This window comes from Acidovorax sp. 107 (genome assembly GCF_003058055.1).
Classification (GTDB): domain Bacteria; phylum Pseudomonadota; class Gammaproteobacteria; order Burkholderiales; family Burkholderiaceae_C; genus Acidovorax.
Genome location: NZ_QBTZ01000001.1, coordinates 2,228,007 through 2,254,186 on the forward strand (window position 1 = coordinate 2,228,007; position 26,180 = coordinate 2,254,186).

The following is a 26,180-nucleotide window of genomic DNA, read 5'->3' on the forward strand; positions in this document are numbered from 1 at the left end:
CCAATGACTACCCCTGATATCCAGGACCTGGGCACATTGCTCTATGAGGTGCGCGACCGCGTGGCCGTGATCACCCTCAACCGGCCCGACCGTATGAACACGCTGGGCAGCACCATGAAGCCGGACCTGGCGCGCGCCTTCTTCGAACTGGCGCGCAACGACGACCAGGTGCGCGCGGTGCTGATCACCGGCAGCGGCGACAAGGCGTTCTGCGCAGGCGCCGACATCAAGGAGCGCGCCACCGACGTGGTGCGCGGCACCGAGTACTTCGTGCGTCAGAAGGCCACCCACGAGCTGTTCCGCAACATCGAAGAGTTTGAAAAACCCGTCATTGCGGCCATCAACGGTGTGGCGCTAGGCGGCGGGCTGGAGATTGCTCTGTGCTGCGACTTGCGCATTGCGGCCTCCCACGCGCGCTTTGGCCTGCCCGAAATCAAGCTGGGCGTCATCCCGGCCGCCGGTGGCACACAGCGGCTGCCACGACTGGTGGGTGAAGCCCGGGCCAAAGAGCTGATCCTGACGGCTGACCTGGTGGACGCGGAGACGGCGCTGCGCTACGGCCTCGTCAGCCGTGTGGTGCCGCAGGCCGAACTGATGACGGCTGCGCTGGAACTGAGCCAGCGCATCGCGCAGCACCCACCGCTGGCAGTCCGCTTCGCCAAGCGCGCCATCAATCGCGGCATGCAGACCGACCTGGACTCGGGCCTGGAATACGAACGCTATGCGGCCGCAATGATCGTGGACAGCGAAGACCGCATCGAGGGCATGCGCGCCTTTGTCGAGAAACGCGAACCCCAATTCAAAGGGCGCTAGGGCCTTACGGCATTGGCGACTTCATCAGACAACACACACGAAAGGTATCCCATGGAACTCGGATTGAACGGACAGGTCGCGCTCGTCACTGGCGGCGGGCAAGGCGTAGGCCGACAGATTTGCATCGAACTCGCAGCCGAAGGTGCACGCGTGGTGGTGAACGACCTGTTTGCAGAGCGCGCCCAAGCGGTGGCGGATGAGATCAACGCCGCAGGCGGACAAGCCTACGCCGCTCCTGCCGACATCACCCAGCTCGACGCGGTCGATGCCATGGTTGCAAACGCTGCCCAGCACTTCGGCGCGCCCATCACGGTGCTGGTGAACAACGCAGGCATCATTCCCGAGCGCCGCGAAAAAGGCGGCCGCACACCTGCCTTTGTGGACACCCCCGTGGTGGACTGGGCCAAGATCGTGAACCTCAACGTCTACGGCACCATGCACTGCTGCCGCGCTGTATTGCCAGGCATGGTCGGGCGCAAGACCGGCCGCATCATCAACATCATCTCGGAAGCGGGTCGCATCGGCGAAGCCAACATGGCGGTGTATTCGGGCGCCAAGGCCGCCATTCCCGGTTTCGCCAAGGCCCTGGCACGGGAGCACGGCCGCCATGCGGTCACTGTCAACTCCATCGCTCTGGGCGCGGTGTCTCATGAGGGCATCAAGGACGGCCCCCTGAACATCCACGCCACGGTGGAGAACAACGAGCTGCTGGGCAAGATGCTCAATGCGTACCCCATCTCCAAAGGCGTGGGTCGCCTCTCCCGACCCACCGACGTATCAGGGATCGTGGCGTTCCTGGCGTCAGACCGCGCGCTGTTCATCACGGGGCAGACCATCGGCGCATCCGGCGGTTTCGCGATGGTTTGATGAAAGAAGGGGCGGTCGGGCAAACCGCCTCTGCGCCTCTGCGCCGCTCAGGTGCTCAGGTGCTCAGGTGCTCAGGTGCTCAGGTGCTCACCGTACTGCGTTCTCATGCAGCACGACCGAATACACAACAAGGAGACAAGACCATGATGAATCGCCGCCACTTCTCGGCATCCATGGGGGCTCTGGCACTCTCGCCGTCGGTATTTGCACAGAGCGCTTACCCGCAGCGCCCGATCACCCTCGTAGTTCCCTTCTCCGCGGGCAGCGTGGTGGATGTCCAGGCCCGCCTCATCGCACAGGCGCTGAGTGACAACCTGGGTCAGCCCATCGTCATCGAAAACCGGGTCGGTGTGAGCGGGTCCATCGGCGCCGAGTTTGTGGCACGCGCGGCGCCCGACGGCTACACCATCCTGCTCGGCACCCAGGGCACACAAGGGACCAACACGGTTCTCTCCAAGAACATTCGCTACGACCCGATCAAGGACTTCGTGGCCATCCATGGGTTGACAGGTAACGCCAACGTCATGGTTTGCAATCCCAATACAAAGTTCAAAACCGTCGCCGACGTGATCGAGTTCGGCAAGCAACAGCCTGGCAAGCTCAACTTTGGGTCGGGTGGAAATGGCACGTCTGCCCACCTGTGTCTGGAGTTGCTGCAAACCCAGACCGGCGCGCGCTTCAATCACATCCCCTACAAGGCCACCACCGCGGCCCTGGTCGACCTGATTGCGGGCAATGTGGATGTGCTGTTCGACTATGTACAGACATCTCGGGCGCACATCCGGGACGGAAAAATCAATGCGCTCGCGGTGACCAGCACGAGCCGCCTTGCCGCGCTGCCCAACGTGCCCACCATGACCGAGGCCGGAATCCCCAGCGTGGTGGCGATGAACTGGGGCGGTATCTTTGTACCGGTCAATACGCCTGCCCCCATAGTCAAACGCTTGTCCGATGGGGTGGGTCAGGCACTGAATTCGCCCGAGGTCACAGCGGCGCTGGACGCGGTCTCGAGCGTGAAGATCGGCATGCCCCACGAGCAGTTCACGCCCTTCGTGGCCAGCGAGGCCGCCAAGTGGGCCGAGGTGATTCGCAAGTCCGGGGCGAGTCTCTGATGCCCGCGCCCAGAGTGGCCGTAGTCACTGGCGCAGGCAGCGGTATCGGCCGCGCACTGGCGTTGGCATGTGCCCGCGAAGGCATGGCGGTGGTGGCGGCGGACATCGAGGCGGAGGCCCTGGCGCAAACGCAGGCGCTGGTGGAGTCCGCCGGCGCCGATTGCATGGCACAGCGCTGCGATGTGTCGAGCGCCGCCGACGTGGAGCGACTGGCTGAAACAAGCTGGCGCCGGTGGGGTGGCGCGGACTGGCTTTTCAACAACGCTGGCGTGGCGGTGCTCGGGACGGCCTGGGACGCCACGGACGACGACTGGCGGTGGGTGCTGGGCGTGAACATGATGGGGGTGGCACATGGCGTGCGCAGCTTTGTACCGCGCATGCGCGCGCGGGGCCTGCCGGCTCACATCGTGAATACCGCGTCGGCCGCAGGCCTCGCCACCGTCGGGGGCTCCGCTGTGTACTGCGCCAGCAAGCACGCGGTCGTCGCGTATTCGGAATGTCTGGCCAAGGATCTGGAGCAGGTGGGCTCTTCCATTGGCGTGTCGGTGTTGTGTCCCTCTCTAGTGGCCACGCGCATCAACGAGTCACAGCGCAACCGGCCACCCGCATTGGCAGGGGCCGGCCCGACGGCAGCGGCATATGAAGAAAGGGTGCGCGCCGGCATGGCCGCCTCCGCCGTCAGTGCCGAGGATGTCGCACGCGCCGCGGTCGACGCGATTCATGCGCGCCGCTTCTACGTCATTCCCCATGCCCACACGGGTGCGTCCGTGAGGGGCCGCGCCCAAAAAATCATGGGTGATTTCCACCACCTTCACCAGGAGACCTTTCAATGACGGCAACCCACGCTCCGGTCGAGCTTTCAGCCCTCCACAACACTGTCACAGCGCTCACAGAACGCGTTGAACGCATGGAGGGCATCGAAGCCATCCGCGCGCTGCGCGCCCGCTACCACGAACTCGTGAACGAGGATGCGGGCAACCGCCTCTATGAACTGTTTGCGCCCGACGCCTACGTGGCCTATGGCGGACGCCCCGAAGTGCGGGGCCGCGACAACATCCGTGCGTTCTTCGCATCGTTTCCCGTGCAAACGGCCCGGCAGTTCATCCACAGCCATGTGGTGCAGGTGCAGGGCGACCGGGGCACGGGGTGTAGCTACCTGGACGGCCGACCTGTGAAGGACGGCAAGAGCTTTTATGTGGTGGGGCGCTTTGACGACGAGTACATCCGCTTGGAAGGCCAGTGGTTCTTTCAGCGTGTGACCTTGAGCGTGCACTACATGATCGAGGCCTCTGAGCGCTGGGACCACCTCATTCCGCTGCAAGGGGTTCGTTGATGAATGGCACCGCCACCATGGCCTCGTTGCCATCCTTGTTTGATCTGACCGGCCAGCGAGCGCTGGTGACAGGCGCTGCCAGCGGTCTCGGGCTGGCCATTGCAGAAGCCCTTCTGGAGGCGGGTGCGGCGGTCGTGCTATCCGACAGCAACGCGCCAGCGCTGGACGCCGAAGTGCAGCGCCTGCGCGAGACGCATACGAAGGTTCAGCAGCGGGTGATCGACGTCAGCGATGGCGCGGATGTAGACCGCAATATCGACGCCATCGCGGCTGAAGGGGCCATCGATTGCGTGTTTGCGAACGCGGGCATGAGCGCCGGACGCGGCTTCCTGGCCGAACAAGGGCGCCTGGAAAATGTGGACCCTGCAGCGTGGGAAAAGGTACTGCAGGTCAACCTGACGGGCGTGCTGGGCACGCTGCGCGCCGCCAGCCGCCACATGAAGCCCCGCCGCCAAGGGCGGATCATCGTGACCTCGTCCATCGCCGGGCTGAGGTCGGAGGCACATTCCGGCTACGCCTACGTGGCCTCCAAGGCCGCGGTGAACAACGTGGTGCGCCAGGCGGCCATCGAGCTGGCGCCGTTCAACATCCTGGTCAACGCCATCGCCCCAGGCCCCTTTGCCACCGGCATCAATGGCGGGCGCCTGCGCCTGCCGGAGAGCGCTGAACGCATGCGCACCTACATCCCACTGGGCCGCATCGCCCAGCCGCATAAGATCCAGGGGCTGGCGCTGCTGCTGGCTTCGCCGGCCTCCCGTTACATGACCGGAGCCATCATCCCCATCGACGGTGGTGCCAGCGCACGTTAGCGCTGGGGAGCATCTGTCCGTTCATTACAGCCACTACAAAAAGAGGAAGCCAAACCATGATCATCGTCACAGGCCATGTGATCGCGCGCAAGGACACGGAGGAGACCGTTGAGAGACTGGCCGTGGAGCATGTTCTGCGCTCCCGGGCGGAGCCGGGTTGCGTGTCCCACGAAGTCAGCCGCGACGTGCAACAGCCGCTGCGGTTCGTGTTCTTCGAGCGCTGGAGCGACATGGCGGCACTGCAAGCCCATTTCCGGGTGGTGGCCTCGCGCACGTTCGCACAGTCCATGGCTAGCCTCTGTCAGGAGCCTCCGAAGATCGATATCTATGAGACGACGGTGGTTGCTGCGCGCTGAAGGCCTGACCCTTCAGCATTCAGTCTTTGACAAGAAAACGGCGCCATGGATGCCGGCGCCGGCTACCGTCCCACCCACCGCTGTATTGCGCCCTGCCCTGCAAGGAAATGCGCTACAGCGATTGGAAGGAGCGATGATGAAGAGCCGACAGTTGCTGCAGCACCTCGAAAGCCCCGCTCTATTTACCCTCCCTGCGCCTTCAAAGCCGCATTGCGTTGCGCAAACCGCGCCGTCCACTCCGTCATCAGCATGAAGCTGGGGTCCGAACGCACAACGCGCTCGGTCTGGGCCCAGATGGCATCGTCGGTCTGGTCCAGGTCCAGGGGGTCGCCATGGGGTTGGCTCACGTACCAGGGGGTGTCCAGGTAGATTTCGACCGTGTTGTCTTCCGGGTCCATGCAGTAGATGGAGATCGCATTGCCATGGTTGAGGCCGCGCATCTTTGTCGCCCCCAGGGCCAGCGCACGGCGGCGGGCTTCGCGCAGGTGGTCGAGGGTCTGGACCTTGAAGGACAGCTGCATCACCGTGCTGGGTGTATCCGCTGAGCGGCCTCCGGCCAGCGCCAACTGGTGGTGCTGATCGTCACGCCCGCTCAGGAACACGATCTCGAAATGGAAGGTCACACCTTCGCCCCGGTCGGTCTCCTGCATGTCAAACACACCGGTGTAGAAGGTCTTCATCACCTCCAGGTCGCGGCAGAAGATTCCGCAGTGGGAAAGGTTGGCGGTATAGGGTGGGTTCACGGTGTCGGACTCCAGGGGTTCAGGGGATGAGGACCAGCTTGCCGAGCGTGCCACCGCTGTCGAGAAGCTCGTGGGCCCGGCGTGCCTCCGCCAGCGGCATGCACATGGCGCGCGGCGCACGCAATTGGCCGCTGGCCATAAGTGCGATGGCCTGCTCCATCAACCCACGGCGCTGCGCCACATCGGCGTCCACCGCGTGAATGGAGAAGGTGCGAATGGCGAGGCTCTTGGCGAGCAGCTTGCGCAACTCGTCGAACACGTCCGCAGAGGGCGGGCCGGCCAGGATGTTGTACGACACGGCCATGCCCGACGGCGCGAGCGAACGCAGGCACGCAATGAAGAGCGCAGCGCCCACGTGGTCGAACGCCAGGTCCACGCCACGGCCAGCGGTCAGTTCCATCACCCGTTGCGGCAGCGCCTGCACGTCGCCATCCACAAGGTCCGTCACGCCGTTCTCCAAGGCGAATGCCCGCTTCTCAGGCGTAGAGGCGGTGCCGATCACCCGCAGGCCGCGCGAGCGAGCAACCTGAGCGAGCGCTGTGGCCACCCCACCGGCTGCGCCAGGCACCAGAATGGATTGGGCCGGCAAGTTGCCGTTGCTGCCCAGCAGAGCAAGGCCCAACTGGAAGTTGCCAAGGCTCACGGCGTCTTCCCAGGCGATGCTGGCGGGCAGCACAAAAGGCACCGACTCTGGTACGCAGATCGCCTGCACATAGCAGCCACCGCGCTGGGGCAGCTCTCGCGCACTCACCAGCACCCGATCTCCCACTTGCAGCCGAGCCACGCCCGGGCCCACGGCGTCCACAACGCCGGCCAACTCGTTGCCGGGGATGGCGGGTAGCGGCGGCATCCATTTGTAGGTGCCGTTGCGGATCAATACGTCCGGTCCGCCCGCACCGATGGCGTGCGCTCGCACGCGCACCTGGCCCGGCCCGGGCTGGGGTGTAGGCAGGTCGACCCAGGAAAGGACTTCCGGGCCACCCGTGACCTGCAACTGCACGGCTTTCATCGAGCCTTCGAAGGAGATCGCCATCTTGACCCTCAGCGCTGGCCGTCGTGGACGGAGACCTGCTCGCGGGTGAGCCCGCCCAGACGCGCATGGATGCGACCACCATCGGCCATCACCAGCGCAAAGAGAATTTCGTCGGGGCGCGGTGCGTCCTGGATGCCGACCTCGGCACTGTTGAAATGGCTGCGGACATAGGCCGCGTGGATGTAGTGCAGCGGCACCACCAAGCGGTAACCTGTCGCCGCGACGACCTTGGCCGACGGCACGATGGCCTTGGGCTCGCCCAGCACCTGGCGCATCGCCCAACCGCCAGCTTCGTGCCAGACGGCACCGTGTTCCAGCTCACCGTTCACACCCACAATCGCGGCCTTGCTATAGGCCTGTACGTTGTCCTTGCCTAGTACCGAGACCAGTTCTTCGGCAAGCGTCGTGCCCAGGCTGCGCAGCTCGGCCATGAACGGCAGGAGGTCCGGCTCATACCGGCCCGCATAGGGATTGCGGATGACGGCACAGGCAGAGGCGACACGCAATGGTGTCTGGGGCGGTGGCCCGCCCTCGTGGTACACCGTTTCAATGGTCAAGCTGCGCTTGCGGATAGCGATCAAAGTCATGCAATAAGTCCTTCGATGGAATGGGTAGCAATCATTGTTTGGGTATCTTGGCGTCAGCCACCACCTGCTGCCATTTTTCTATTTCGTGGCTGACCATGTTTTTCATTTCTTCGGGCGTGCTCCCTCGCGCCTCGCCTCCCATATCCTCCAGGCGTTGACGCACGATAGATGCTTGCAGAGCGCGCATTACTTCTGTTTGGAGGCGATCTACGACCGCTCGGGGCGTGCCGGCCGGGGCCATCAAACCCGCCCACGAACGCACGTCGTACCCTGCCACGCCTTGTTCCGCCACGGTGGGAACGTTGGGCAGGCCGGGCCAGCGCTGAAGCCCCGTGGTGGCAATGGCCCGCAGTTTGCCCGCCTGGATGTTGGTCAACACCGCAGTGGGGGGAGCGATGATGAAAGGCACATCGCCCGCCAGCAGGGAAGTGATCGATGCAGCGTCGCCCCGATAGGGCACATGCAGCAGACTCACGCGGGCCATCTTGGCCAGCAACTCGCCCGCTAGGTGGTGGGTAGAGCCCACACCTGCGGTGCCGTACCCTACCGTTCCGGGCGCAGCCTGTGCATTGGCGATCACCTCGCGCAGGTTCTGAATCTTTGAATTGGCGTTGACCACCACCAGGAAGGGAAAGAAGGTGATGGTGGACACCATCTCGAAGTCCGCCACCGACTTGTAGGGCAGCGTGTTGTACAGGGCGCCCGCAACGGCGTGTCCGCCGGTCGCCAGCAGCAGCGTGTACCCATCGGGTTTGGCGCGTGCCACCGTAGTGGCTGCGATGTTCCCACCCGCTCCCGACTGTGACTCCACCACCACCGGCTGGCCCAAGGCTTTGGCCATTTCCGCTCCAACGGCGCGCGCGATGGCGTCAGCGTTGCCGCCGGGGGCAAAGCCCTGGTAGAGCTTGATGGCTCGCTCAGGGTACACCTGAGCCCAGGCAGGCAAAGCCGGCCATCCAAGCGCGGCCGCGCCACAGGCGGCCAAGACATGTCTTCTATGCATCGTATTTGTCTCCGTGGGCGGCGGCCGCATGGGGCCTGGCTCTGCCCTTGCAGGGGTTGGGTGGAAGGTCGAAAAGGGTTTGGTGAACGGTGGGAATCAGCCCTGAGCAACCACGGGATTGCGCAGCACGCCAATGGCTTCGATCTCCACCTCCACCACGTCACCTGGCTTCATGAAATGCTGCGGCTTCTTGCTCCAGCCCACACCAGCCGGAGTGCCGGTGATGATCACGTCACCGGGCACCAGCGTGAAGATGGTGGAGGCGTAGGCGATCAGTCGGGGGATGGAGAAGATCATGTGTCCGGTGTGGCTGGACTGCACCGCTACGCCGTTCAGGCGTGTCTCCAGCTTGAGCTCCCGGCCCGGCGCGATCTCGTCGGCCGTCACCATCCAGGGGCCGAAGGCGCCAGTGGATTCAAAGTTCTTGCCTGAAGCGATCTGCTTGGCGTGGAACTGCCACTCGCGCACGCTGGCGTCGTTGTAACAGCTGTAGCCCGCGATGTGGGACCAGGCGTCTGCCTCGCTGATGTCACGGCCCTCCTTGCCGATCACCACGGCCAGCTCGCCTTCCCAGTCCAGCGAATCCGACACGTGCGGGCGAATGATGGGGCCCTGATGGGGCGTCTGCGAACGCCATACGCGCAGGAAGATCGGTGGCTGCTCGGACAACTCGCGCTGCATGCCGGCGGCGAGCACTTCCTGGTGGTGGTCCATGTAGTTACGTACCGCACAGACGATCTTTTCTGGGCGAGGAATCACGGGCAAGAAGGTCACGTCAGCCAATTTCGCATCCGCCTTGAGCCCATCCACCAAAGCGTCACGACGCTGGAAGTCTGGGCTGGCAATGAAGTCAGCCAAGGTGGCATGGCCTGTGCGGCTGGCGAGTTCAGCCACGCCATCGCCGAGGACGACGCCCCAGGTTTCACGGCCGCCGATTGAGTAGGACATCAGTTTCATGGGTTTCCTTAGAGGGGGATGGAAAAGAGGCTTCGAGAAGAGTGATTCAACAAATCACGCATCTCGTAGATAAATGCATGAAGTTATTTTTATGCATAAAACATGTTTCGTGCATAGTGGTTTCTACCGAGCAATTTCTGGGAAATTGTCTGAAACAAGCATCAGAAGGCTGCACAGTCAGCGTCAGGAACGCGCGCATCCAGAAGCAAAAAAAGCCCGCTGGCATGAGGCCTGCGGGCTTTTTTTTGAGGGGGGAGGCGTTGACGAGAGAGGGGACGGTCTAGGGAAAGACGGTCTCTATGGGCGCCCCAGGTAAAGGCTTGGTGCGCGATGGGACGGGTTCGCTTAGTTTTCTTGAGCTGCGCTTGAGCAGAGCCTCTTAGGCGCCGCGATCAGGCTCCACCTTGCTCAGCACGGCCAGTACATTGCGCTCAGTGCCCAAGATGTGCTCCTGCAGAAGCGCACAGGCGGTGTCCGCATCGCGCCGCAAGGTGGCATCCATGAGCTTGCGGTGCTCGCTGGATTTGTTCTTGAAGGTTTTCCTGTGGCGTGCAGAAAACCGCCGGTAGCGTTCGGCCTGATCAAAGAGGCTGGCGCTCCAGGTGCGCAAACGCTCCGAGGGACTCGCCGAGATCAGGGCCATGTGAAAGGCCGTGTGTACGTCGGTCCATCCCTGGTCCAAAACAACCGGTCCGTCGCTGAGCCGGCCTTCTACCTTCTCCAGTCGATGGAAAGCTGCCACCACCTGGGCTTCCCACGCGTCGTCCCCGTGCTCGATAGACTCGCGCAGCGCCTGCACATCAAGCATGACCCGCATGCGGGTGATATCGATCAGATCTTCTGCAGAAATTGCGGTGACACGAAAACCCCGGCGCTCGTCGGCGCGGATCAACCCCTCCTGGGCCAGACGGCTCAAGGCTTCCCGCAGAGGGCTGCTGGAAAAACCGTAGGCAGCTTGCAACTCATCGAGCTTGAGCTTGGCACCGGGGCTATAGGTGCCGCTCAACACATCCCTGCGCAGTTGCGCAAAGGCCTGATCCACCAGGGGCGGGGTGCGCTGAGAAGTGTCATTTTTATACATGTTTTGAATTTTATGCATAAACTCAGACCATTGAAATAAGGAGAAAACCTCGTGACTACCGCCTCGCCCCCCTCCCCCCTGCGCCTCCTGGCCATCTCGGGCAGCATCCGCCGTGCCTCGCATTGCACCGCCGTGCTGCGCAGCCTGCAGCCCCTGCTACCACCCGAAGCGACACTGGAGCTGTTTCCTCTCGACGAGATTCCCTTGTACAACGCCGATCTGGATGGGGACCAACCGCCCGCCGCCGTAGTTCAGTTGAAAGAAGCAATCAAGAGCGCCGATGGCCTGATTGTCTGCTCGCCAGAATACAACTACGGCATACCAGGCGTGCTCAAGAACGCCATTGACTGGGCGTCGCGACCGGGCTTCGCATCGCCCCTCAAGGGCAAGCCGGCGCTCATCATGACAGCATCGCCAGGCACAGCTGGGGGGGTGCGCGCACAAGCCCAGATTCGTGACGCACTGGCAGCTACGTTAGCGCGGCCATTGGTGCGCCAACATATCGCCATTGCTGGTGTGGCGACGCGTATCCAAGAAGGTCAGTTAGTGGACAAACCAACCTTGGACATCATCCAAGCAGGCTTACTTGAACTGATTGAAGAGAGCCGTTGGATTGCGACTCGCTCCGCCGAGACCTGAATCCACGCGGTGCACCGCCCCATCTTCTTTCTGAAAGCGACGGCGGATACTGCGCAGCAGAGTTTGAACTACGGGCGTTTTGCAGTTGACCCTGTCGAACGTCCAGAGTGCGGAGATATTTTTAGGGTCAAGGTTGTTGGCCACAGAACCAGATCGTCACTCAGAACCCCCTGCAATGAAGCCACGATACTGTCGGCCTCCTCCTCGTGCACAACCCCTGGTCCATGGGGATGGGTGTCTACAAGGGTGCAGGCAACTTGCCCCTTAACATCCGTGTAACCAAAGCAACTGTGATGAAGCCCCATGGAGAAAGTGATTCGATTGTTCAGGATTGGGCCGTCTGCGCTGCTCGCCCGTGCAACGGCCTTTGCGCTAATTCCATGCCCGCTCGTGGGCTTTGTATGAACAAACTGTAGATGACTCAAGTACCAGACTGGGGTCTTGAACTCAGGATTCACCTTCGTGAGCCTGTATGCTAGGCATTGGCGTTCAACCACGGGAGATTCAAGATTATTTTGACCTGAGTCCCGGGCATCTTTGAACTTGATCTCGGCTTGTAGCAATGCTTCTTTGAGGCCGCCAATTAACCGCGAATCTTGTAAGTCAGATGCGCACCAGGTCCGGAAATTCTTTTGAAGTTGTGCGGACGACTTGGCATGCTGGCGCGCCGAATGAAGGTGTCTCTCTGCGGCAGGCGAAGTATCAGCGCAGATGACACCCCAAGGACACAAGAAAAGCAGGCCCAGAAGGGCCTGCCTAAGAGCCGGCCCCTTGAAGTAGGCAGCGTGTACGAGACGATCTTCTGTCATCAACGAACGTAATCTATTAGTTGAGTGCGACAGATGCCGAGCTTTGTAGCTGGACCTGGGTACTGGTCCGCGTCCCGACGAACTGGGCAGTAGCAATACCACCCTGTGTCGGTTGAGTTGTCAGGAAGGCGCAGGAGGCGACGCCTGCAGCATCTGTAGTCGCAGTGCAGCTATCGCTGCCTCCCGACAGGCTGAGCTTGACCGTCGCGTTCGCGACGGGTCCATAGGGGTCCGCGACGCGAATCAGTCCTGCCACGTTGCTGGTGCCGTTCGAACTGGTGCGTTTGCTAGCTGCGACTTCCGTAGTGGTCGTGAGCCAAACAGGATTGATCACGGTCGCGTCAAGCGCATTGACCTTTGCTGCGGAGCACTCGCGAAGAATCGACAAAGATCGCAGCGTGCTGGCATTACCGATCAGAAATGGATTCTTGCCACCTGCGGTGCCTTTGTTGAGGGCATCCAGCTTGGCCAGCGATCCATCTACAAATGGATGCGTGTGGATAGTCCCATCCACGTTTTCGGCAACGGCCAATTGGTAGAGCCGCTCAGATCCATCGAGATATGCCTTGGCAAGCGGTAAGGTGGTTGGTGTACCTGTGCCACCCCAAAAGATAAGCTTGTAGCTCTTGCCATCCAGCTGCGCCGGCAATATGCCGGAGAACGTTCCAGGCGTGTGACCGGGAGTAGACAGCACCGTTAAGTTCAAGCCATCTACAGCGAGTATCTGGGGTGTCATGGTCCCGTTGCTGAGCGAGGTGGTGATGATGGAACCAGAAAACACCGTTGCGTTGCGCGCGTTGGCCGCAGTCAGTGCCGCCGCGTCTTCAGAGCCAATGTACACAGGCCCACCGTAGGTGTCCTGCATAAACTTCGCGCCGTTGTAGTGGTCGCCATGCCCGTGTGTCGGCATGATTCCCTTGAGGGTGGCGGGATTGATGCCAACAGACACCAGTCCGGGGATCGTCATAGTCTTGGCGTCATCGGTACTATTCTGCGCATCCAAAAGGAAATAGCCATTGGGCGTCTTCAAAACATACTGTCCCACCCAGCGGCGTCCCGTGTAGTACAGGTTGTCAAACATCTTGGTCATCGGAATGACCGCCGTGTCCTGAAGCTCAGGCGGGGCACCTGCGTTCTCGACGGAGTAGCACCATTGGCGACGTTGCTCTCCCGCGAACTCCTTGCCGGCATTGGCCGTCGCAGCGTCCAGATGTCGCTGATATTCACTCGTGCCTGCAGGTGATCGAGTTGCTGCCGGCACTGCAGTTGCAGGCAATGTGAGTGTGGCGTCGAGAAAGGGAGACGTGAATGAATCGTCAGATCCACCACACGCAGTGATGAGCGCGCTGGTGCCAATGCACGCAGCCAGAGAGAGCTTGGCAGTGCCGAGTGAGAGGGGATTAAATCGCCGCATTGATAAATGTCTCCAGTGTGTTTTCTACTTCGCACTTCGTGCGCTCTGGACATCGACATGGGCATCGAAGTTCGAGCGAACAAAGTGCCCGGAGTCTGATTCGTGGAGAGCAAAAAACCAATCGACAAATTCTTACCCACTCGTTAGCGCTAGTTCGGAATGAATCGTCCCAGCTGTTCCGAGGCTGTTCGTTTCAAGTCACGTCACCATCTCATTGTTTTGACTGGCGAACTCCCGCTACTTGGTGGCCTCAGTCGCAGCACGCGAGACGTAGAGTTTGAAACGAGCAGGCGACGACGGATAACCAAGATACCCAAAATTGAGCGTAGCGAATTCAACCATGTCCTTGCTTTATTCATAGCGCTAGGCGGTAGTTCAATTCGGCTTTGAACGGGTCGTTGGTTGTCACCCCAAAACGCGAAGCGTGTTGACAAAGCGCAATTGCCAGGAATTCATTTGCTGAGGAATTCTGAAGAGTGGGCAAGTATTGATCGCTTGTCCTTGGGGGTGTGACTGAACAACACCGCAGCGGAACTCAAACCAAAGGAGATCGCCCATGGGCCAACTTGTCTACGCCGCCAAAGTCACGCACATTCCCCGCCTCATCATCTCGGAGCAGCCAGGGCCGCTGCACGGCTGCCGCCGTGATGCCACGGATGGGCTACTGGCCGTTGGTCGGCAAATCACCGAAGCCGGGGCCGACACCGTTGTGATCCTGGACACGCACTGGCTGAGCAACGCCGCGTACCACATCAACGGAGCAGCGCAATTTGACGGCGTCTTCACGAGCAGTGAGTTCCCGACGCAGTTGAGCGAGCTTCCCTATTCCTACCAGGGCAACCCGGAGCTTGCATTCGCCATGGCCCAGTGCGCCAGCGCGACGGGCGTCAAGACGATTGCGCACCAAAAATCCCATCTCGGACTGGAGTACGGCACGCTGGTGCCGCTGCACTTCATGCAGCTCGACAAGAGCATTCGCGTCATCTCGGTGTCTGGCTGGTGCGCATTCGCGACGATTGACGAGAGCCGCCGGGTAGGTGCCGCCTTTCGCCAAGCCATTGAAGCGTCGGAAAGCCGCGTTGCGCTCATCGCCAGCGGCTCGCTCTCCCACCGGATTCACGACAACCAGGACGTTCTGGACCGGCCGTATGAGATCAGCGACGAATTCAATCGGCAGTGCGATCTGCTCACCCTGGAGCTGTGGCAGGCGGGCCGCTGGGCCGAGTTCACGGCCATGCTACCGAGCTATGCCAAGGCGTGCACTGGCGAGGGATGGATGCACGACACGGCGATGCTTCTGGGCGCCCTGGGTTGGGCCAACTACAAGGCGCCCGCCCATCTGGTCACCCCGTATTTTGTGGCTTCAGGGACGGGACAAGTCATCGCGCAGTTGCCCGTGGAGCCCGCTTCCGCCGAGCTTCATCAGCTTGCCACTGCTGAAGCCACTCCTTGAGAAACTCGGCAAACGCTTCCGCAGCCGGAGGCGCTGCACGTACCGTGGACCGGTAAATGCAAACCTGGCGTATTGCTTCCGGATCTTTGACGCGCCGCATGACGAGGCCCAAAGGCACGGCCATGGCAGAGATGTACGCCGGCGCCAACGTCGCCGCGAGCCCCTGGGCCGCAATACCCAGGGCCGTGGAGACGTTGTCCACCACATCCACCGGGAGAATCCGCGAGCCCTCGGGGGCGTTGAGGCGCATTTGCGCAACGCTTCGCTCATGGTCGCGCCCGGCGGAAACGATGTGGGCGTTGCGCAGATCCGCCCACTTGAGGGACTTGCGCTGCGCCAAAGGATGTGCGGGCGAGCACCAAAGGACCCAGGGGCTGTCAAAGACGGGGATGGCCTCAACGTGTTCAATGCCGCTGCGATCTGGCCCCACAGCCAAGTCCAAGTCGCCGCTGGCGACACGGTCCAGGAGGTCATCGACAGGGGTATCCCGGATGCGGATGACAACCTTCGGACGCTCTTCGGAAAAGGCTTTGATAGCGGCAGGAAGGATGGCCCCCGCGAGCACCAGGGGCGCGCCAATGCGCACAACCCCGGAGGCCCTGTTTCTGACGTCAGAGGCCGCCGATTCGGCCATATGAACATGTCTCAGCACGGACTTGACCGAGCCGAGAAAGTCCCTGCCAGCACTCGACAGCTCCACGCGCCTCGTACTGCGATCAAACACGCGGAAACCAATGGTGGACTCCAGCTCCGCAACAAGTTGACTGACCGCTGATGAAGACAAACCCATCTGCTCGCTCGCAGCCGCAAAGCTCCGCATTTCAGCAACGCTGGAGAAGGCTTCGAACTGCCTGAGGGTGAACCGTGTGAGAGCCATGCGTGAATTTTGCAGCTTGCGCTTTGCACCAGGTCAAATCAATTAGCCACTTTTACTTATTAATTCACCATTATTTGTCGATTGTCAAGCGCAATTCACAGTCAGATACTCTGGGCCTGCCATCAGCACCGACCAGGCCCATACCGTGAATCTCAGCCCCGCATTGCATGCCTCGCTGGCACGCCAGCTGCACGAATCGCAGCGCACACGCACCCAGCTCGAACACTTTTCTCGTCTTCATCCCACCATGGATATCGAAGACAGCTATGCCATCCAGAGCGCCTGGATGGACCTGTGCCAACAGGATGGCCGCAAGGTCATTGGTCACAAGATCGGCTTGACCTCCCGCGCCATGCAGATCTCGTCCCAGATCACGGAGCCTGACTACGGGACGCTGCTCGACGACATGCTGATCCCTGACGGATCGGAGATCCGGACCGACCGCTTCATCCTGCCGCGCCTGGAGGTGGAGTTCGCGTTCATCCTGGCCAAGCCCCTCCAGGGGCCGGGCATCACCCTGTTCGATGTGCTCAACGCGACCGACTATGTCGTCCCGGCGCTGGAACTCATTGACGCGCGCATCGAGCAATTCGACCGGAACACGCGTGCGCCGCGCAAGGTGCTGGACACGATTGCAGACAACGCGGCCAATGGCGCCATCATTCTGGGAGGCCGCCCCATGCGCCCGAACGAGGTGGACTGGCGCTGGGCCGGCGCCCTGTTATTCAAAAACGGGGTGATCGAAGAGTCGGGCCTCGGGGCTGCCGTGCTCAACCATCCCGGCAACGGTGTTGCATGGCTGGCCAACCGGCTCGCGCCCTACGGGCAATCGCTCGCTGCCGGTGAAATTGTTCTGGGTGGCTCCTTCACGCGACCTGTGGCCTGTGCCGTGGGTGATGTGTTCCACGCCGACTACGGCTCCCTCGGTTCGATCTCTGCGAGGTTTGTATGACCCAGACGCCACGCAATACGTTCAAGGACACGCTCCAGGCGGGTCGACAACTTGCGGGCCTGTGGCTCGGGCTTGCCGATCCGTATGCGACGGAGGTGTGCGCAGGGCTCGGCTACGACTGGCTGCTGATCGACGGAGAGCACGGTCCGAACGACCTGCGTTCCATGCTGGGCGCACTGCAGGCGGCAGCCCCCTACGACACGGAAGCGGTCGTGCGCATTCCACACGGCGATGCCGCGCTGATCAAACAAGTGCTGGAGATCGGTGCGCGGACCCTGCTCGTCCCGATGGTGGAGACTGCGGAAGCCGCCAGCGCGCTGGCCTCCGCGATGCGCTATCCGCCGCAAGGCATTCGCGGCGTGGGCAGTGGCCTGGCGCGGTCCTCCCGTTGGAGCCGGTATCCCAACTATCTGCACGAGGCCAATGACCGGGTCTGCCTGCTGGTTCAGGTCGAGACGGCGGACGCACTTGCACAGCTGGACGCCATTGCGCAGGTCGAAGGTGTGGACGGTGTATTCATCGGCCCTGCCGATCTGTCGGCTTCCATGGGCTACCTGGGGCAGCCATCGCATCCCGAGGTCAAGGCGGCCATCGAAAAGGCCATCCGGACCATCCGCTCTCACGGCAAGGCCGCCGGCATCCTGTGCACCGACGAAGCCCTGGCGCGTCACTACACCTCGGTGGGTGCGCAGTTTGTTGCTATCGGGGTCGACACGACGCTGCTGTCGCAGGCGGCCAAGGCCTTGCTGCAACGCTATCGCAACGACGTCGCATCCCCTAGCACCGAGGTGCGCAATGGCTACTGAGCTGCACACGGCGCTGCGTGCCGCATTTGCCGGCCGTCTCTTCACAGAGGCTGAAGAGATGGCGCCGTTCCTGACGGACTGGCGCGGCAAGTGGACGGGGACTGCGTTGGCGGTGGTGCAACCCGATAGCCCCCAGGACGTAGCGAGCGTCATGCGGTGGTGCCATGAGCGGCGCATTCCGGTAGTACCCCAAGGGGGCAACACCGGATTGTCTGGAGGGGCGACGCCCGACGCTTCGGGTCGCTCCGTCGTTCTGTCGTTGTCCCGGCTCCAGAGCGTCCGCTCGGTCGACCTCCAGAACAACACCATCACCGTCGATGCGGGCGTCACGCTGCTGGCCCTGCAGGAGGCCGCGCAGGCGCAAGGTCGGATGTTCCCGCTGAGCCTGGCCGCCGAGGGCAGCTGCACCATCGGCGGCAACCTGGCCAGCAATGCAGGAGGTGTGCAGGTGCTCCGCTACGGCAACGCACGCGAGCTTTGTCTGGGGCTTGAGGTGGTGACGGCCGAAGGCGAGCTGTGGAACGGACTGCGCGGTCTGCGCAAGGACAACACCGGCTATGACCTGCGCGACTTGTACATCGGTAGCGAAGGCACGCTCGGCATCATCACGGGCGCGACCCTGAAGCTCTTCCCCCAACCCAGGTCCCAGGTCGTCGCATGCGTGGCGGTGCCTGCACCCGCCCAAGCGGTCGAGCTACTGACTTTCGCACAGGCACGCCTGGGCGCGGCCCTCACTGCCTTCGAGCTGATGAGCGACACCTGCTTGCAGCTGGTGGAGAAGCATGTTCCGGGAAGCCGCATTCCGTTCGGAGAACGCAGTCCGTGGTACGTGCTGATGGAGTTGTCTGGGGAAATGGACGACACCCAGGCCACGTCCAGCATGGAGTCGTTGCTGGAGGCCGCATTTGAGCAGTCCCTGATCACAGACGCAGCGCCGTCTTCCAGCCTGTCGCAGCTGCAGGCCCTGTGGGCGCTGCGCGAGAACATCTCCGAAGCACAAGGCGCGGAAGGCAAGACCATCAAGCACGACATTTCGCTGCCAGCGTCGCGCATTGCCGAGTTCATCGAATCTACCGATGCGGGCATCCTGGCGCAGTCTCATTTGGTCCGCCTTGTGGTTTTTGGCCATTTGGGCGACGGCAACCTGCACTACAACCTGTCGCCAGCCGAGGGGTCCTCCCCCGCCGATTTTCTGGCACTGGAGCCAGCAATGAATCGCTTGATCCACGACGCGGTGCACGCGCGTGGCGGCTCCATCTCTGCAGAGCACGGGCTCGGTGTGCTCCGGCGCGACGAGTCGGCCCGCTACAAGTCGCCCGTGGAGCTCGACCTGATGCGCCGCATCAAGGCCGCGCTCGATCCGCATGGCTTGCTCAACCCCGGCAAGCTGCTGCCCTGATCGATCGTCTTCTTCTGTTTCCAACTTGGATGGGAATCCCAATGAATAGCGCACCCCTGGTCGTGGCCGGCGTCCCCGTGTCACCAGACCACTACATCGACGGCCAAAGAGTCGGTTCCACCGAAACCTTTGAGCTGCATTGCCCAATTGACCAACACCTGCTGGGCCACGTGTCGGAAGGCCTTGCCGAGCATGTGGACCAGGCGATCCAAGCGGCGCAACGCGCGTTTCCGGCCTGGGCAGCGTTAGGGGCCGAGGGCCGCAAGCCCTATCTGGACCGGTTCGCCGAAGAGATCGGCAAGCGCGCAGACGCCTTGTGCCAGCTCGAAAGCAATGACGCGGGGGTGCTCCTCTCGCGCATGCGCCACGGCGTGGTCCCACGCGCCATGCTCAACATCAAATGGTTTGCGGAACACGCGCTGGGACTGCAGGACCGCAAGCTGGAAACGGAACAAGCCACCCACCTGGTTCGGCATGACCCTGCAGGGGTGGTTGCGATCATCACGCCGTGGAATGCACCACTCATGCTGTCCACATGGAAGTTGGGCCCGGCACTGGCATCGGGCAATACCTGTGTGCTCAAGCCACCAGAGTGGGCGCCCTTGACCTGTTCGCTGCTGGCCGATGCCGCCCATGCGGCGGGCCTGCCCCCCGGCGTGTTCAACGTGGTGCAAGGCAGCGGCGCAAAGACCGGTGCCAAGCTGGTCAGCGACCCACGCCTTGCCCGGATCTCATTCACGGGCTCAGTCCCCACCGCGAAGTGGATCGCCGGGGCCGCAGGTGCCAACCTGGTGCCGTGCAGCCTGGAACTGGGCGGCAAGAGCGCCTTCATCGTGCTGGAAGACGCTGATATCGATAGCGCTGCGGCCACCGGGGCACTCATGTACCGAAACGCTGGTCAGGTGTGTCTGGCTGGCACCCGATTCCTGGTGCACCAAAAGATCGCCGACCGCTACATCGAAGCGCTGCGCGGCTATGTGGAGAAGCTCAACATTGGCGACCCGCGCGACGAAGCGACAGAAGTGGGCCCACTGATTCATCCCCGGCAGTTGGAACGTGTCGGTGCGTTTGTGGACCGTGCCGTGGCCGGTGGCGCACGCGTGCTGTGGGGCGGCGCTCGCCATCCATTCGGCGCGCAGTACTACCAGCCCACCATGCTGACCAACCTGCGCCAGGACGACGAGATCGTGCAGAACGAGGTGTTCGGTCCGGTACTCACGCTGCAGACCTTCTGCTCTGACGAAGAAGCCATCGAGATGGCGAACGGCACCGACTACGGCCTTGGGGGCGTGTGCTACGGCGAGCAAGGACACGCCGTGGCTGTAGCCGAAAAAGTCCGCACGGGCTTTATCTGGGTGAACAGCTTTGGCATCCGCGATCTCGCGGCACCGTTTGGCGGCATCAAGCGCTCAGGGGTGGGTCGTGAAGGTGGCGAGTGGAGCTTCGAATTCTTCTGCGATGTCAAGGACGTGGTCGTTCCTAAAAAGCCTTTCAAGGCCAGCTTCAGCCACCGTTGAGTGTCGGTCGGCATCGCCGCATCACAAGGAGACAACAATGAACAGCGAGAACACATCCCGGCGCCAGCTTCTCATGGGTTGCGCGGCGTTGGGCCTGAGCGGCATGGCGCTCAGCGGATGCGCCTCATCGACGGCCACGGCGATTGCCAATGCCACGGGCGATACCCCCATCGCGACCGTGGCGCAGGGGAAACTAGCGGGCCGGAGGCAAGGGCAAGTGCTGTCTTTCCAGCGCATCCCCTACGCAGCCAATCCGTACTTGGAGGCCAACCGGTTCAAGGCCCCCCAGCCAGTGCCCGCATGGGCGGGCGTTCGCGATGCGTCGAGTGCAGGCCCCATGCCTCCCCAGCCGTCCCGTGGAGCCGATGGAGGCATGTCGGGCGCTGCAGACGATTTGACGCTGAACATCTGGGCACCCGCCGACGCCCGGGGCGCGCCGGTCCTAGTCTGGTTGCCGGGTGGCGCCTTCTATCGCGTGGATGCTGGCGAGTCGTGGTACGACGGCAGCGCCTATGCCCACGAAGGGGTGGTGGTGGTGACCGTGAACTACCGCGTAGGCATCGACGGATTCATGTGGGTCGAAGGCATGCCGCCCAACCGGGGCTTTCTGGACCAGGTGGCGGCCCTCCAATGGGTGCGCCAGAACATCGCGGCCTTCGGGGGCGATGCGACCAATGTGACCCTGGCCGGGCAGTCTGCCGGAGCCCAGAGCGTGATGGCTCTGATGGGCATGCCTGCGGCCCAAGGGCTGTTCCATAAGGCCATTGCGCAGAGCCCGCCCCAGAATCACTTGACCCCTGAGCAGGCCGGCCGCATTGCGGCGGCGACCGCTGCGACACTGGGTGTAGAGCCCACCGCCAAGGCGCTTGCCAATGTGCCCCTGCCCGCGCTTGTCGCAGGCACGGAACGCATGGTGGCCGACTTGCGTGACCGGGCCAAGTGGGGCGGTATCAGTGGTCAGCCCCCCTACCTGCCCGTGGTGGACGGCACGCTGCTCACGGACCCTCCGTTGGCCTCGCTGACCCGGCATGCACACAAATCAATACCGCTGCTGATCGGCAGCACCGACGACGAAGCCCGCTTGTACCTGGTGCCCGGCGGAGCCATTGAGCGCATCTCTGCACCGGCCTTCGCTGCTGCGCTGGGAGGGGCGGGCCTGACGTCCAACGCGCCGAATGTCTACGCCCAGGTGCGCCCCAACGCATCGCCCGGCGACATGCTGGCGGCACTGGAGTCCGACAGCACGTTCCGTATGCCAGCGCAGCGCTACGCGGAGAACCGGGTCGCAGCGGGTGCCCAGACCTGGAACTACCAGTTTGCCTGGCAATCGCCAGGTTTTGGCGGCCGGCTGGGCGCCGCCCATGTGGTGGACGTTCCTTACGTCTTCAACACCCTGGCCAGCAAACAGGCCAGCCCTTTCCTGGGCGGCCCGGGCTACCAGCCGTTGGCAGACACCATGTTTGGGCACTGGCTGCGATTCGTCAAAACCGGAGACCCCGGATGGACGCGGTACGACCTCACCACCCGCCAGACCATGCGCTTTGACACCCGCTCGGCAGTGGTGGCCGATCCCTTGGCGGACCGGCGGCAACTGTGGGCCGGCAAGAAATTCAACTGACCTGCTGCCTAGATGGCAGCTTCTAGGAGACTCCCGATGGGAAAAATCGTTGGCGCCGCCATGGTGTCGCACCACCCTGGCCTGATGCAGTGCGAAGAGTTTCGCGTGCTGCAAGGTGCAGGGTCAGACTCTGACCTGATCTCGGGCTACGCCCGGGTTCGTGAGCGGATCAAGGCCGTGAAACCCGATGCCGTACTGATCTTTGATTCGCACTGGTTCACCACCGGCTACCACTTGGTGGACGGTGGCGCGAAGTTCGAAGGCAGCTATATCTCGGATGAAATGCCCTGGTATCTGCATGGAGTTCCCTACAACTACCTGGGTTGCCCCGACCTCGCCGTGCAGGTGGAAGCCGTTTCGCGGGAGCGCAAAGGTTATGTGCGCAACATCCGCCATCCCGAACTGGGAAAGCAGTACGCAACGATCAACCTGGTCAAGCACCTGCACCTGGAACTGAGCAAGACCCCGGTACTGACCGTCAGCTCCTGCCAGAACTGCGAGTGGCCTCAGTTCCTTCAATCGGGCGAAGACATCGGTGAAGCCATTCGCCGCAGCGACCTCAATGTGGTGCTGCTCGCCTCTGGGGCGCTGAGCCACAAGTTCAACGGCATTGATTGGCGCCCGAACCATCCGCGCATCTTCCACGAAAGCAATGTGTCTCGTCCCGAGAACATTGCCAGCGACAAGGCAGCCATTGAATTCATGCGCCAGGGGCGCCACGACGAGATCCTCGCGCGCTGGGACGACGACTACCGCCGCAAGCCGTGGGAAGCGTTTGGAGCGCACTACCTGCAGATGCTCGGAGCCATGGGTGGTGCGGCCTGCCGCGCCAAAGGCGACCCGCTGTCGGCCTACGAAAACGCACGCGGCACCGGAAACATCCACGTCTGGTTCGATGTCTCCGAGGCAGCCAGCCAGGGCAACACCGGCGCAGCGAGCCAGCCTGCTGCCGCCTAACGCATCGCGCCCCTTCAACACATCCAACAGATTGAGCACCATGAATTTCGAGTTTCCCATCTCTGAGCTACCCGCCGTCATGTGCGGCCCCCGGGTGGAGCGCCGCCGCGCCTTGGTAGGCGGCAGCGCATTCTGGGGAACCCTGATGGAGGGTGGTCCCGACGCGGGCCGCTTGCAGCTGGACGACGGCCGGGTGCTGGACGCCCAGGCGCTGACCTACTTGCCGCCCGTCAACCCCAGCAAGATCATTGCCGTGCATATCTCGTACAGCTCGCGCAGCTACGAGACACGCCAAAAAAGCAAGCCAACAGAGTCGCCGACTTATTTCACCAAGCCGCCTACGTCGCTCAACGGTCACGGCGGGCAAATCCTCAAGCCCGCCGACTGCCAGTACCTGAACTACGAAGGCGAATATGCCGTGGTGATCGGCAAGACCTGCCGCAATGTCACGCCCGACGAGGCGTGGGATTACATCGAAGGTTTCTGCCCCGCACTCGACATGGGCTTGCAGAACTTCCGCGATACCGACCAGGGCTCGATGCTGCGCGTGAAGGGCGCGGACACGCTGCTGCCCATCGGCCCCGGACTGGTGCGTGGGGTCAATCTGTTTGCGCAGACCCTGCGTACCTATGTGAACGGACTGGTGGTGCAAGAGGCCCACATCGGCGAAGAAACCATCTGGGGCCCCCACTACGTGATCGCCGATCTGGCGCGCCACATCACGCTGGTGGCCGGCGACGTGATCCTGATGGGCACCCCTTGCCACTCGCGATCCGTAGACCCTGGCGATGTCGTCGAGTGCGAAATCACCGGTCTGGGCCGCGTGGCAGGAACGGTGGTGGAAATTGCGGCTCCCCGCGCCAGCGCCCTGGGCGTGGGGCATCCACCCACCGATACGGCAGAGGTCCGGCGCGTGGCGCTGGGATTCGACGAGCGCGTGCCCGACCGCTTCAAGCAAAACCTTGCCGACGCCAGAAAGAGCAAGAAGGGCTGAGCCCTTGCCCCTCAACGATCAACACAAGGAGACATATCCAATGCAAACACGTCGACAACTCATCTCGCAGATGGCATGGGGCCTGGCCGCCACCGCCGTACCCTTCGCTGCCCGCGCAAACACGCTGGAGAACGCCAAGATCATTGCCGGCTTTGCCCCCGGCGGAACGATCGATACGGAAGCCCGCCGTGTCGCTGCTCGCTTAACCGGCACCTATGCAAAGGCGGTCGTCGTTGACAACCGCCCGGGTGCCGGGGGGCAAATCGCTATTTCGGCCCTGAAGGCGTCGCCCGCCGATGGCAGCACCCTGCTGGTGACGCCGATGTCCATGCTCGGTATCTACCCCCATACCTACAAGAAGCTGCCCTACGACCCGCTGGTCGATCTGACGCCCGTCTCGACGGCCGTGCAGGTGGACATGGGTTTTGCCGTGGGCCCCCTGGTTCCTGCGTCCGTCACCACCGTCCCTGAGTTCCTGGCCTGGTGCAATGCCAATCCCACACAGGCGAACTTCGGTTCTCCCGCCCCTGGCTCGGTCCCCCACTTCGTCGGCGTACTGATCGGACGTGCGGGCAAGGTGGACCTGCGCCACATCGGCTTCCGTGGCACGCAGCCAGCCATCATGGACCTGGTGGGCGGGCAGATTGCCGCCGTGTCCGCGCCCGTGGGCGAGTTTCTGCCCCATCTGCCTGGCGGCAAGCTGCGCATTCTTGCGACCAGCGGAGCCACGCGCAGCAAGTTCGTCCCGCAAGTCGCCACCCTGGCCGAGCAAGGGTACAAGTCGCTGGTCTATGGGGAATGGCACGGTTTCTTCCTGCCTGGCAAGGCCAGCGCGGCCGTGGTCAACCAGGCGAACGCCGAAATCCGCAAAGCGCTTGGCGCGAAAGAAGTGGTGGACGGACTCGCCGCCATGGGCCTCGAAGTCCGCGCCTCTTCGCCTGAAGAACTCGCGGCAGCCTTGAAGGCCGATCTGGAGCGTTGGGGCCCTATCGTCAAATCCATCGGATTCACGGCCGATGCTTGAGTCGCCGCCGCGCCTCGCTTCAGATCTCGCCGCCCCGAACCTGCAAACGGTTTGCATCGTCGGGGCGGGGGCGATTGGCAGCCTGATTGGTGCATCCATCGCGGCCACGGGCAATTTGCGGGTGTCTGCACTCGCCCGTGGCGACAACCTGACCGCTCTCCAGACCTCCGGGTGGCGCATGGAGCGGGAGGATGGCAGCAACGTTCAGGCACCGGCCAACGCGAGCGACCGTGCCGAGGACCTGGGTCCCCAGGACCTGGTGGTCATAGCAGTCAAAGGCCCTGCGCTGGCGGCGGTGGCCGCATCCATCCGGCCGCTCATCGGCCCCCACACCGTGGTGCTGCCCGCCATGAACGGTGTGCCCTGGTGGTTCTGCCAGGGCCTGCCAGGCTTCGAGTCCGGCCTGCCCCGCATTGACCCTCACGGCGAGATTGCCGCCAGCATCCCTTTTGCCAATGTGCTCGGGGCTGTGGTGCATGCCAGCAGCCGGATGCGCGGGCCGGGCATGGTCAAACACGTCAAGGGCAAGCACCTCATCATCGGCGAGCCTCAAGGGGGCAGTTCGCCGCGCGCCCTGGCCGTGGGTGAGCTTTTGCAAGCTGCAGGGTTCGAGGTCACGGTGAGTGACGACATACGGCATGACATCTGGTTCAAGCTCTGGGGCAACCTGACCATGAACCCCTTGTCTGCAGTCACAGGCGCTACCGTAGACCGCATCTTGTCCGATGCACAAGTGCGGGCGTTCTGCTCTGCCGCCATGAACGAAGTTGCCGCAGTGGGCGAAAAAATCCGCAGCCCCATCGATCAAAGCCCCGAAGACCGGCATCGCATCACCGAAAAGCTCGGTGCCTTCAAGACATCCATGTTGCAGGACGCCGAGGCAGGCCGAACACTGGAGCTCGACGCCATCGTCGGTGCAGTGCGGGACATTGCGCAGCGAGTGCAGGTCCCCACGCCGAATGTGGACGCCTTGTTCGGCATCTGCCGACTATTTGCTCAAACCAAGGGCCTCTATCCGAATGAGTAA

General features: G+C 62.7%; 26 protein-coding genes. 18 read left to right on the top strand and 8 right to left on the bottom strand.

From position 1 onward, the window contains the following. Positions 1-3 precede the first annotated feature (3 nt). The 7 genes from C8C99_RS10455 (at position 4) to C8C99_RS10485 (ending at position 5,290) form a co-directional block, all read left to right on the top strand. Entirely contained in the window at positions 4-813 is an 810-nt protein-coding gene (locus C8C99_RS10455; RefSeq protein WP_108625701.1) for an enoyl-CoA hydratase/isomerase family protein, read from the top strand. A 51-nt stretch (positions 814-864) separates the two neighbouring features. Then, positions 865-1,680: an SDR family NAD(P)-dependent oxidoreductase gene (locus tag C8C99_RS10460; protein ID WP_108625702.1), complete on the top strand. Its 816-nt coding sequence runs from the start codon at positions 865-867 to the stop codon at positions 1,678-1,680. Positions 1,681-1,823: 143 nt separating this feature from the next. Continuing rightward, entirely contained in the window at positions 1,824-2,792 is a 969-nt protein-coding gene (locus C8C99_RS10465) for a tripartite tricarboxylate transporter substrate binding protein (protein ID WP_108625703.1), read from the top strand. After that, positions 2,792-3,625 carry an SDR family NAD(P)-dependent oxidoreductase gene (locus C8C99_RS10470; RefSeq protein ID WP_108625704.1) on the top strand — a complete coding sequence of 278 codons (834 nt, stop codon included), beginning with the start codon at positions 2,792-2,794 and terminating at the stop codon, positions 3,623-3,625. The genes C8C99_RS10465 and C8C99_RS10470 overlap by 1 nt, the downstream gene beginning before the upstream one ends. Continuing rightward, entirely contained in the window at positions 3,622-4,125 is a 504-nt protein-coding gene (locus C8C99_RS10475; RefSeq protein WP_108625705.1) for a nuclear transport factor 2 family protein, read from the top strand. The genes C8C99_RS10470 and C8C99_RS10475 overlap by 4 nt, the downstream gene beginning before the upstream one ends. Beyond that, a complete protein-coding gene (locus tag C8C99_RS10480) occupies positions 4,125-4,934 on the top strand; it encodes an SDR family NAD(P)-dependent oxidoreductase (RefSeq protein ID WP_108625706.1) in 810 nt (269 codons plus the stop codon). The genes C8C99_RS10475 and C8C99_RS10480 overlap by 1 nt, the downstream gene beginning before the upstream one ends. Positions 4,935-4,990: 56 nt before the next feature. Continuing rightward, positions 4,991-5,290, top strand: a complete 300-nt coding sequence (locus C8C99_RS10485) for a putative quinol monooxygenase (RefSeq protein ID WP_108625707.1) — start codon at positions 4,991-4,993, stop codon at positions 5,288-5,290. A 182-nt stretch (positions 5,291-5,472) separates the two neighbouring features. Here the strand turns inward: C8C99_RS10485 and C8C99_RS10490 are convergent, their stop codons facing one another. The 6 genes from C8C99_RS10490 to C8C99_RS10515 form a co-directional block, all read right to left on the bottom strand. After that, positions 5,473-6,033, bottom strand: coding sequence for a VOC family protein (locus C8C99_RS10490; protein ID WP_108625708.1), 561 nt, complete (start codon positions 6,031-6,033; stop codon positions 5,473-5,475). A 19-nt stretch (positions 6,034-6,052) separates the two neighbouring features. Next, positions 6,053-7,066, bottom strand: a complete 1,014-nt coding sequence (locus C8C99_RS10495; RefSeq protein ID WP_108625709.1) for a zinc-dependent alcohol dehydrogenase family protein — start codon at positions 7,064-7,066, stop codon at positions 6,053-6,055. Positions 7,067-7,074: 8 nt separating this feature from the next. Continuing rightward, positions 7,075-7,653 carry an amino acid synthesis family protein gene (locus C8C99_RS10500; RefSeq protein WP_108625710.1) on the bottom strand — a complete coding sequence of 193 codons (579 nt, stop codon included), beginning with the start codon at positions 7,651-7,653 and terminating at the stop codon, positions 7,075-7,077. A 31-nt stretch (positions 7,654-7,684) separates the two neighbouring features. Further along, positions 7,685-8,656, bottom strand: coding sequence for a tripartite tricarboxylate transporter substrate binding protein (locus tag C8C99_RS10505; protein ID WP_108625711.1), 972 nt, complete (start codon positions 8,654-8,656; stop codon positions 7,685-7,687). Positions 8,657-8,752: 96 nt separating this feature from the next. Then, positions 8,753-9,613: a fumarylacetoacetate hydrolase family protein gene (locus C8C99_RS10510; protein WP_108625712.1), complete on the bottom strand. Its 861-nt coding sequence runs from the start codon at positions 9,611-9,613 to the stop codon at positions 8,753-8,755. A 379-nt stretch (positions 9,614-9,992) separates the two neighbouring features. Then, positions 9,993-10,712 carry a GntR family transcriptional regulator gene (locus C8C99_RS10515; protein ID WP_056642241.1) on the bottom strand — a complete coding sequence of 240 codons (720 nt, stop codon included), beginning with the start codon at positions 10,710-10,712 and terminating at the stop codon, positions 9,993-9,995. A 33-nt stretch (positions 10,713-10,745) separates the two neighbouring features. Between C8C99_RS10515 and C8C99_RS10520 the strand changes: the two genes are divergently transcribed. Beyond that, the gene (locus C8C99_RS10520; RefSeq protein ID WP_056642239.1) at positions 10,746-11,333 is read left to right on the top strand and encodes an NADPH-dependent FMN reductase; all 588 of its coding nucleotides are present in this window, start codon (positions 10,746-10,748) and stop codon (positions 11,331-11,333) included. An 825-nt stretch (positions 11,334-12,158) separates the two neighbouring features. Here C8C99_RS10520 and C8C99_RS10525 read toward each other — a convergent pair. Beyond that, positions 12,159-13,232, bottom strand: a complete 1,074-nt coding sequence (locus C8C99_RS10525) for an MBL fold metallo-hydrolase (protein ID WP_056642236.1) — start codon at positions 13,230-13,232, stop codon at positions 12,159-12,161. A gap of 880 nt (positions 13,233-14,112) precedes the next feature. Here C8C99_RS10525 and hpaD point away from each other — a divergent pair. Further along, positions 14,113-15,009: a 3,4-dihydroxyphenylacetate 2,3-dioxygenase gene (gene hpaD, locus C8C99_RS10530; protein ID WP_108625713.1), complete on the top strand. Its 897-nt coding sequence runs from the start codon at positions 14,113-14,115 to the stop codon at positions 15,007-15,009. Here hpaD and C8C99_RS10535 read toward each other — a convergent pair. After that, on the bottom strand, positions 14,936-15,886 hold the full coding sequence (locus tag C8C99_RS10535) for a LysR family transcriptional regulator (RefSeq protein WP_108625714.1): 951 nt from the start codon (positions 15,884-15,886) through the stop codon (positions 14,936-14,938). The genes hpaD and C8C99_RS10535 overlap by 74 nt on opposite strands. Positions 15,887-16,031: 145 nt before the next feature. Between C8C99_RS10535 and hpaH the strand changes: the two genes are divergently transcribed. Genes hpaH through C8C99_RS10580 form a run of 9 tightly spaced genes read left to right on the top strand, consistent with a single transcriptional unit; the run spans position 16,032 to position 26,180 of the window. Next, positions 16,032-16,838 carry a 2-oxo-hept-4-ene-1,7-dioate hydratase gene (gene hpaH, locus C8C99_RS10540; RefSeq protein WP_108625715.1) on the top strand — a complete coding sequence of 269 codons (807 nt, stop codon included), beginning with the start codon at positions 16,032-16,034 and terminating at the stop codon, positions 16,836-16,838. Next, positions 16,835-17,644, top strand: a complete 810-nt coding sequence (hpaI, locus tag C8C99_RS10545; RefSeq protein ID WP_108625716.1) for a 4-hydroxy-2-oxoheptanedioate aldolase — start codon at positions 16,835-16,837, stop codon at positions 17,642-17,644. Before hpaH ends, hpaI begins: the two co-directional genes overlap by 4 nt. Further along, entirely contained in the window at positions 17,634-19,043 is a 1,410-nt protein-coding gene (locus C8C99_RS10550) for an FAD-binding oxidoreductase (protein ID WP_056642223.1), read from the top strand. The genes hpaI and C8C99_RS10550 overlap by 11 nt, the downstream gene beginning before the upstream one ends. Positions 19,044-19,084: 41 nt before the next feature. Beyond that, the gene (locus C8C99_RS10555; protein WP_056642222.1) at positions 19,085-20,560 is read left to right on the top strand and encodes an aldehyde dehydrogenase family protein; all 1,476 of its coding nucleotides are present in this window, start codon (positions 19,085-19,087) and stop codon (positions 20,558-20,560) included. Between the two features lie 37 nt (positions 20,561-20,597). After that, complete coding sequence (locus tag C8C99_RS10560) at positions 20,598-22,178, top strand: carboxylesterase/lipase family protein (RefSeq protein WP_233247202.1); 1,581 nt, start codon at positions 20,598-20,600, stop codon at positions 22,176-22,178. A gap of 36 nt (positions 22,179-22,214) precedes the next feature. Beyond that, positions 22,215-23,135, top strand: a complete 921-nt coding sequence (locus C8C99_RS10565; protein WP_056642221.1) for an extradiol ring-cleavage dioxygenase — start codon at positions 22,215-22,217, stop codon at positions 23,133-23,135. A 40-nt stretch (positions 23,136-23,175) separates the two neighbouring features. Beyond that, entirely contained in the window at positions 23,176-24,129 is a 954-nt protein-coding gene (locus C8C99_RS10570) for a fumarylacetoacetate hydrolase family protein (RefSeq protein ID WP_056642218.1), read from the top strand. A 40-nt stretch (positions 24,130-24,169) separates the two neighbouring features. Next, a complete protein-coding gene (locus tag C8C99_RS10575) occupies positions 24,170-25,153 on the top strand; it encodes a Bug family tripartite tricarboxylate transporter substrate binding protein (RefSeq protein WP_056642215.1) in 984 nt (327 codons plus the stop codon). After that, on the top strand, positions 25,146-26,180 hold the full coding sequence (locus C8C99_RS10580; RefSeq protein WP_056642214.1) for a 2-dehydropantoate 2-reductase: 1,035 nt from the start codon (positions 25,146-25,148) through the stop codon (positions 26,178-26,180). The genes C8C99_RS10575 and C8C99_RS10580 overlap by 8 nt, the downstream gene beginning before the upstream one ends.

Excerpts from the sequence above, each read along its gene's own strand:
- C8C99_RS10455 (WP_108625701.1), top strand. The coding sequence starts at position 4 with ATGACTACCCCTGATATCCAGGACCTGGGCACATTGCTCTATGAGGTG.
- C8C99_RS10460 (WP_108625702.1), top strand. The coding sequence starts at position 865 with ATGGAACTCGGATTGAACGGACAGGTCGCGCTCGTCACTGGCGGCGGG.
- C8C99_RS10465 (WP_108625703.1), top strand. The coding sequence starts at position 1,824 with ATGATGAATCGCCGCCACTTCTCGGCATCCATGGGGGCTCTGGCACTC.
- C8C99_RS10470 (WP_108625704.1), top strand. The coding sequence starts at position 2,792 with ATGCCCGCGCCCAGAGTGGCCGTAGTCACTGGCGCAGGCAGCGGTATC.
- C8C99_RS10475 (WP_108625705.1), top strand. The coding sequence starts at position 3,622 with ATGACGGCAACCCACGCTCCGGTCGAGCTTTCAGCCCTCCACAACACT.
- C8C99_RS10480 (WP_108625706.1), top strand. The coding sequence starts at position 4,125 with ATGAATGGCACCGCCACCATGGCCTCGTTGCCATCCTTGTTTGATCTG.
- C8C99_RS10485 (WP_108625707.1), top strand. The coding sequence starts at position 4,991 with ATGATCATCGTCACAGGCCATGTGATCGCGCGCAAGGACACGGAGGAG.
- C8C99_RS10495 (WP_108625709.1), bottom strand. The coding sequence starts at position 7,066 with ATGGCGATCTCCTTCGAAGGCTCGATGAAAGCCGTGCAGTTGCAGGTC.
- C8C99_RS10500 (WP_108625710.1), bottom strand. The coding sequence starts at position 7,653 with ATGACTTTGATCGCTATCCGCAAGCGCAGCTTGACCATTGAAACGGTG.
- C8C99_RS10505 (WP_108625711.1), bottom strand. The coding sequence starts at position 8,656 with ATGCATAGAAGACATGTCTTGGCCGCCTGTGGCGCGGCCGCGCTTGGA.
- C8C99_RS10510 (WP_108625712.1), bottom strand. The coding sequence starts at position 9,613 with ATGAAACTGATGTCCTACTCAATCGGCGGCCGTGAAACCTGGGGCGTC.
- C8C99_RS10515 (WP_056642241.1), bottom strand. The coding sequence starts at position 10,712 with ATGCATAAAATTCAAAACATGTATAAAAATGACACTTCTCAGCGCACC.
- C8C99_RS10525 (WP_056642236.1), bottom strand. The coding sequence starts at position 13,232 with ATGACCAAGATGTTTGACAACCTGTACTACACGGGACGCCGCTGGGTG.
- hpaD (WP_108625713.1), top strand. The coding sequence starts at position 14,113 with ATGGGCCAACTTGTCTACGCCGCCAAAGTCACGCACATTCCCCGCCTC.
- C8C99_RS10535 (WP_108625714.1), bottom strand. The coding sequence starts at position 15,886 with ATGGCTCTCACACGGTTCACCCTCAGGCAGTTCGAAGCCTTCTCCAGC.
- hpaI (WP_108625716.1), top strand. The coding sequence starts at position 16,835 with ATGACCCAGACGCCACGCAATACGTTCAAGGACACGCTCCAGGCGGGT.
- C8C99_RS10550 (WP_056642223.1), top strand. The coding sequence starts at position 17,634 with ATGGCTACTGAGCTGCACACGGCGCTGCGTGCCGCATTTGCCGGCCGT.
- C8C99_RS10555 (WP_056642222.1), top strand. The coding sequence starts at position 19,085 with ATGAATAGCGCACCCCTGGTCGTGGCCGGCGTCCCCGTGTCACCAGAC.
- C8C99_RS10560 (WP_233247202.1), top strand. The coding sequence starts at position 20,598 with ATGAACAGCGAGAACACATCCCGGCGCCAGCTTCTCATGGGTTGCGCG.
- C8C99_RS10565 (WP_056642221.1), top strand. The coding sequence starts at position 22,215 with ATGGGAAAAATCGTTGGCGCCGCCATGGTGTCGCACCACCCTGGCCTG.
- C8C99_RS10570 (WP_056642218.1), top strand. The coding sequence starts at position 23,176 with ATGAATTTCGAGTTTCCCATCTCTGAGCTACCCGCCGTCATGTGCGGC.
- C8C99_RS10575 (WP_056642215.1), top strand. The coding sequence starts at position 24,170 with ATGCAAACACGTCGACAACTCATCTCGCAGATGGCATGGGGCCTGGCC.
- C8C99_RS10580 (WP_056642214.1), top strand. The coding sequence starts at position 25,146 with ATGCTTGAGTCGCCGCCGCGCCTCGCTTCAGATCTCGCCGCCCCGAAC.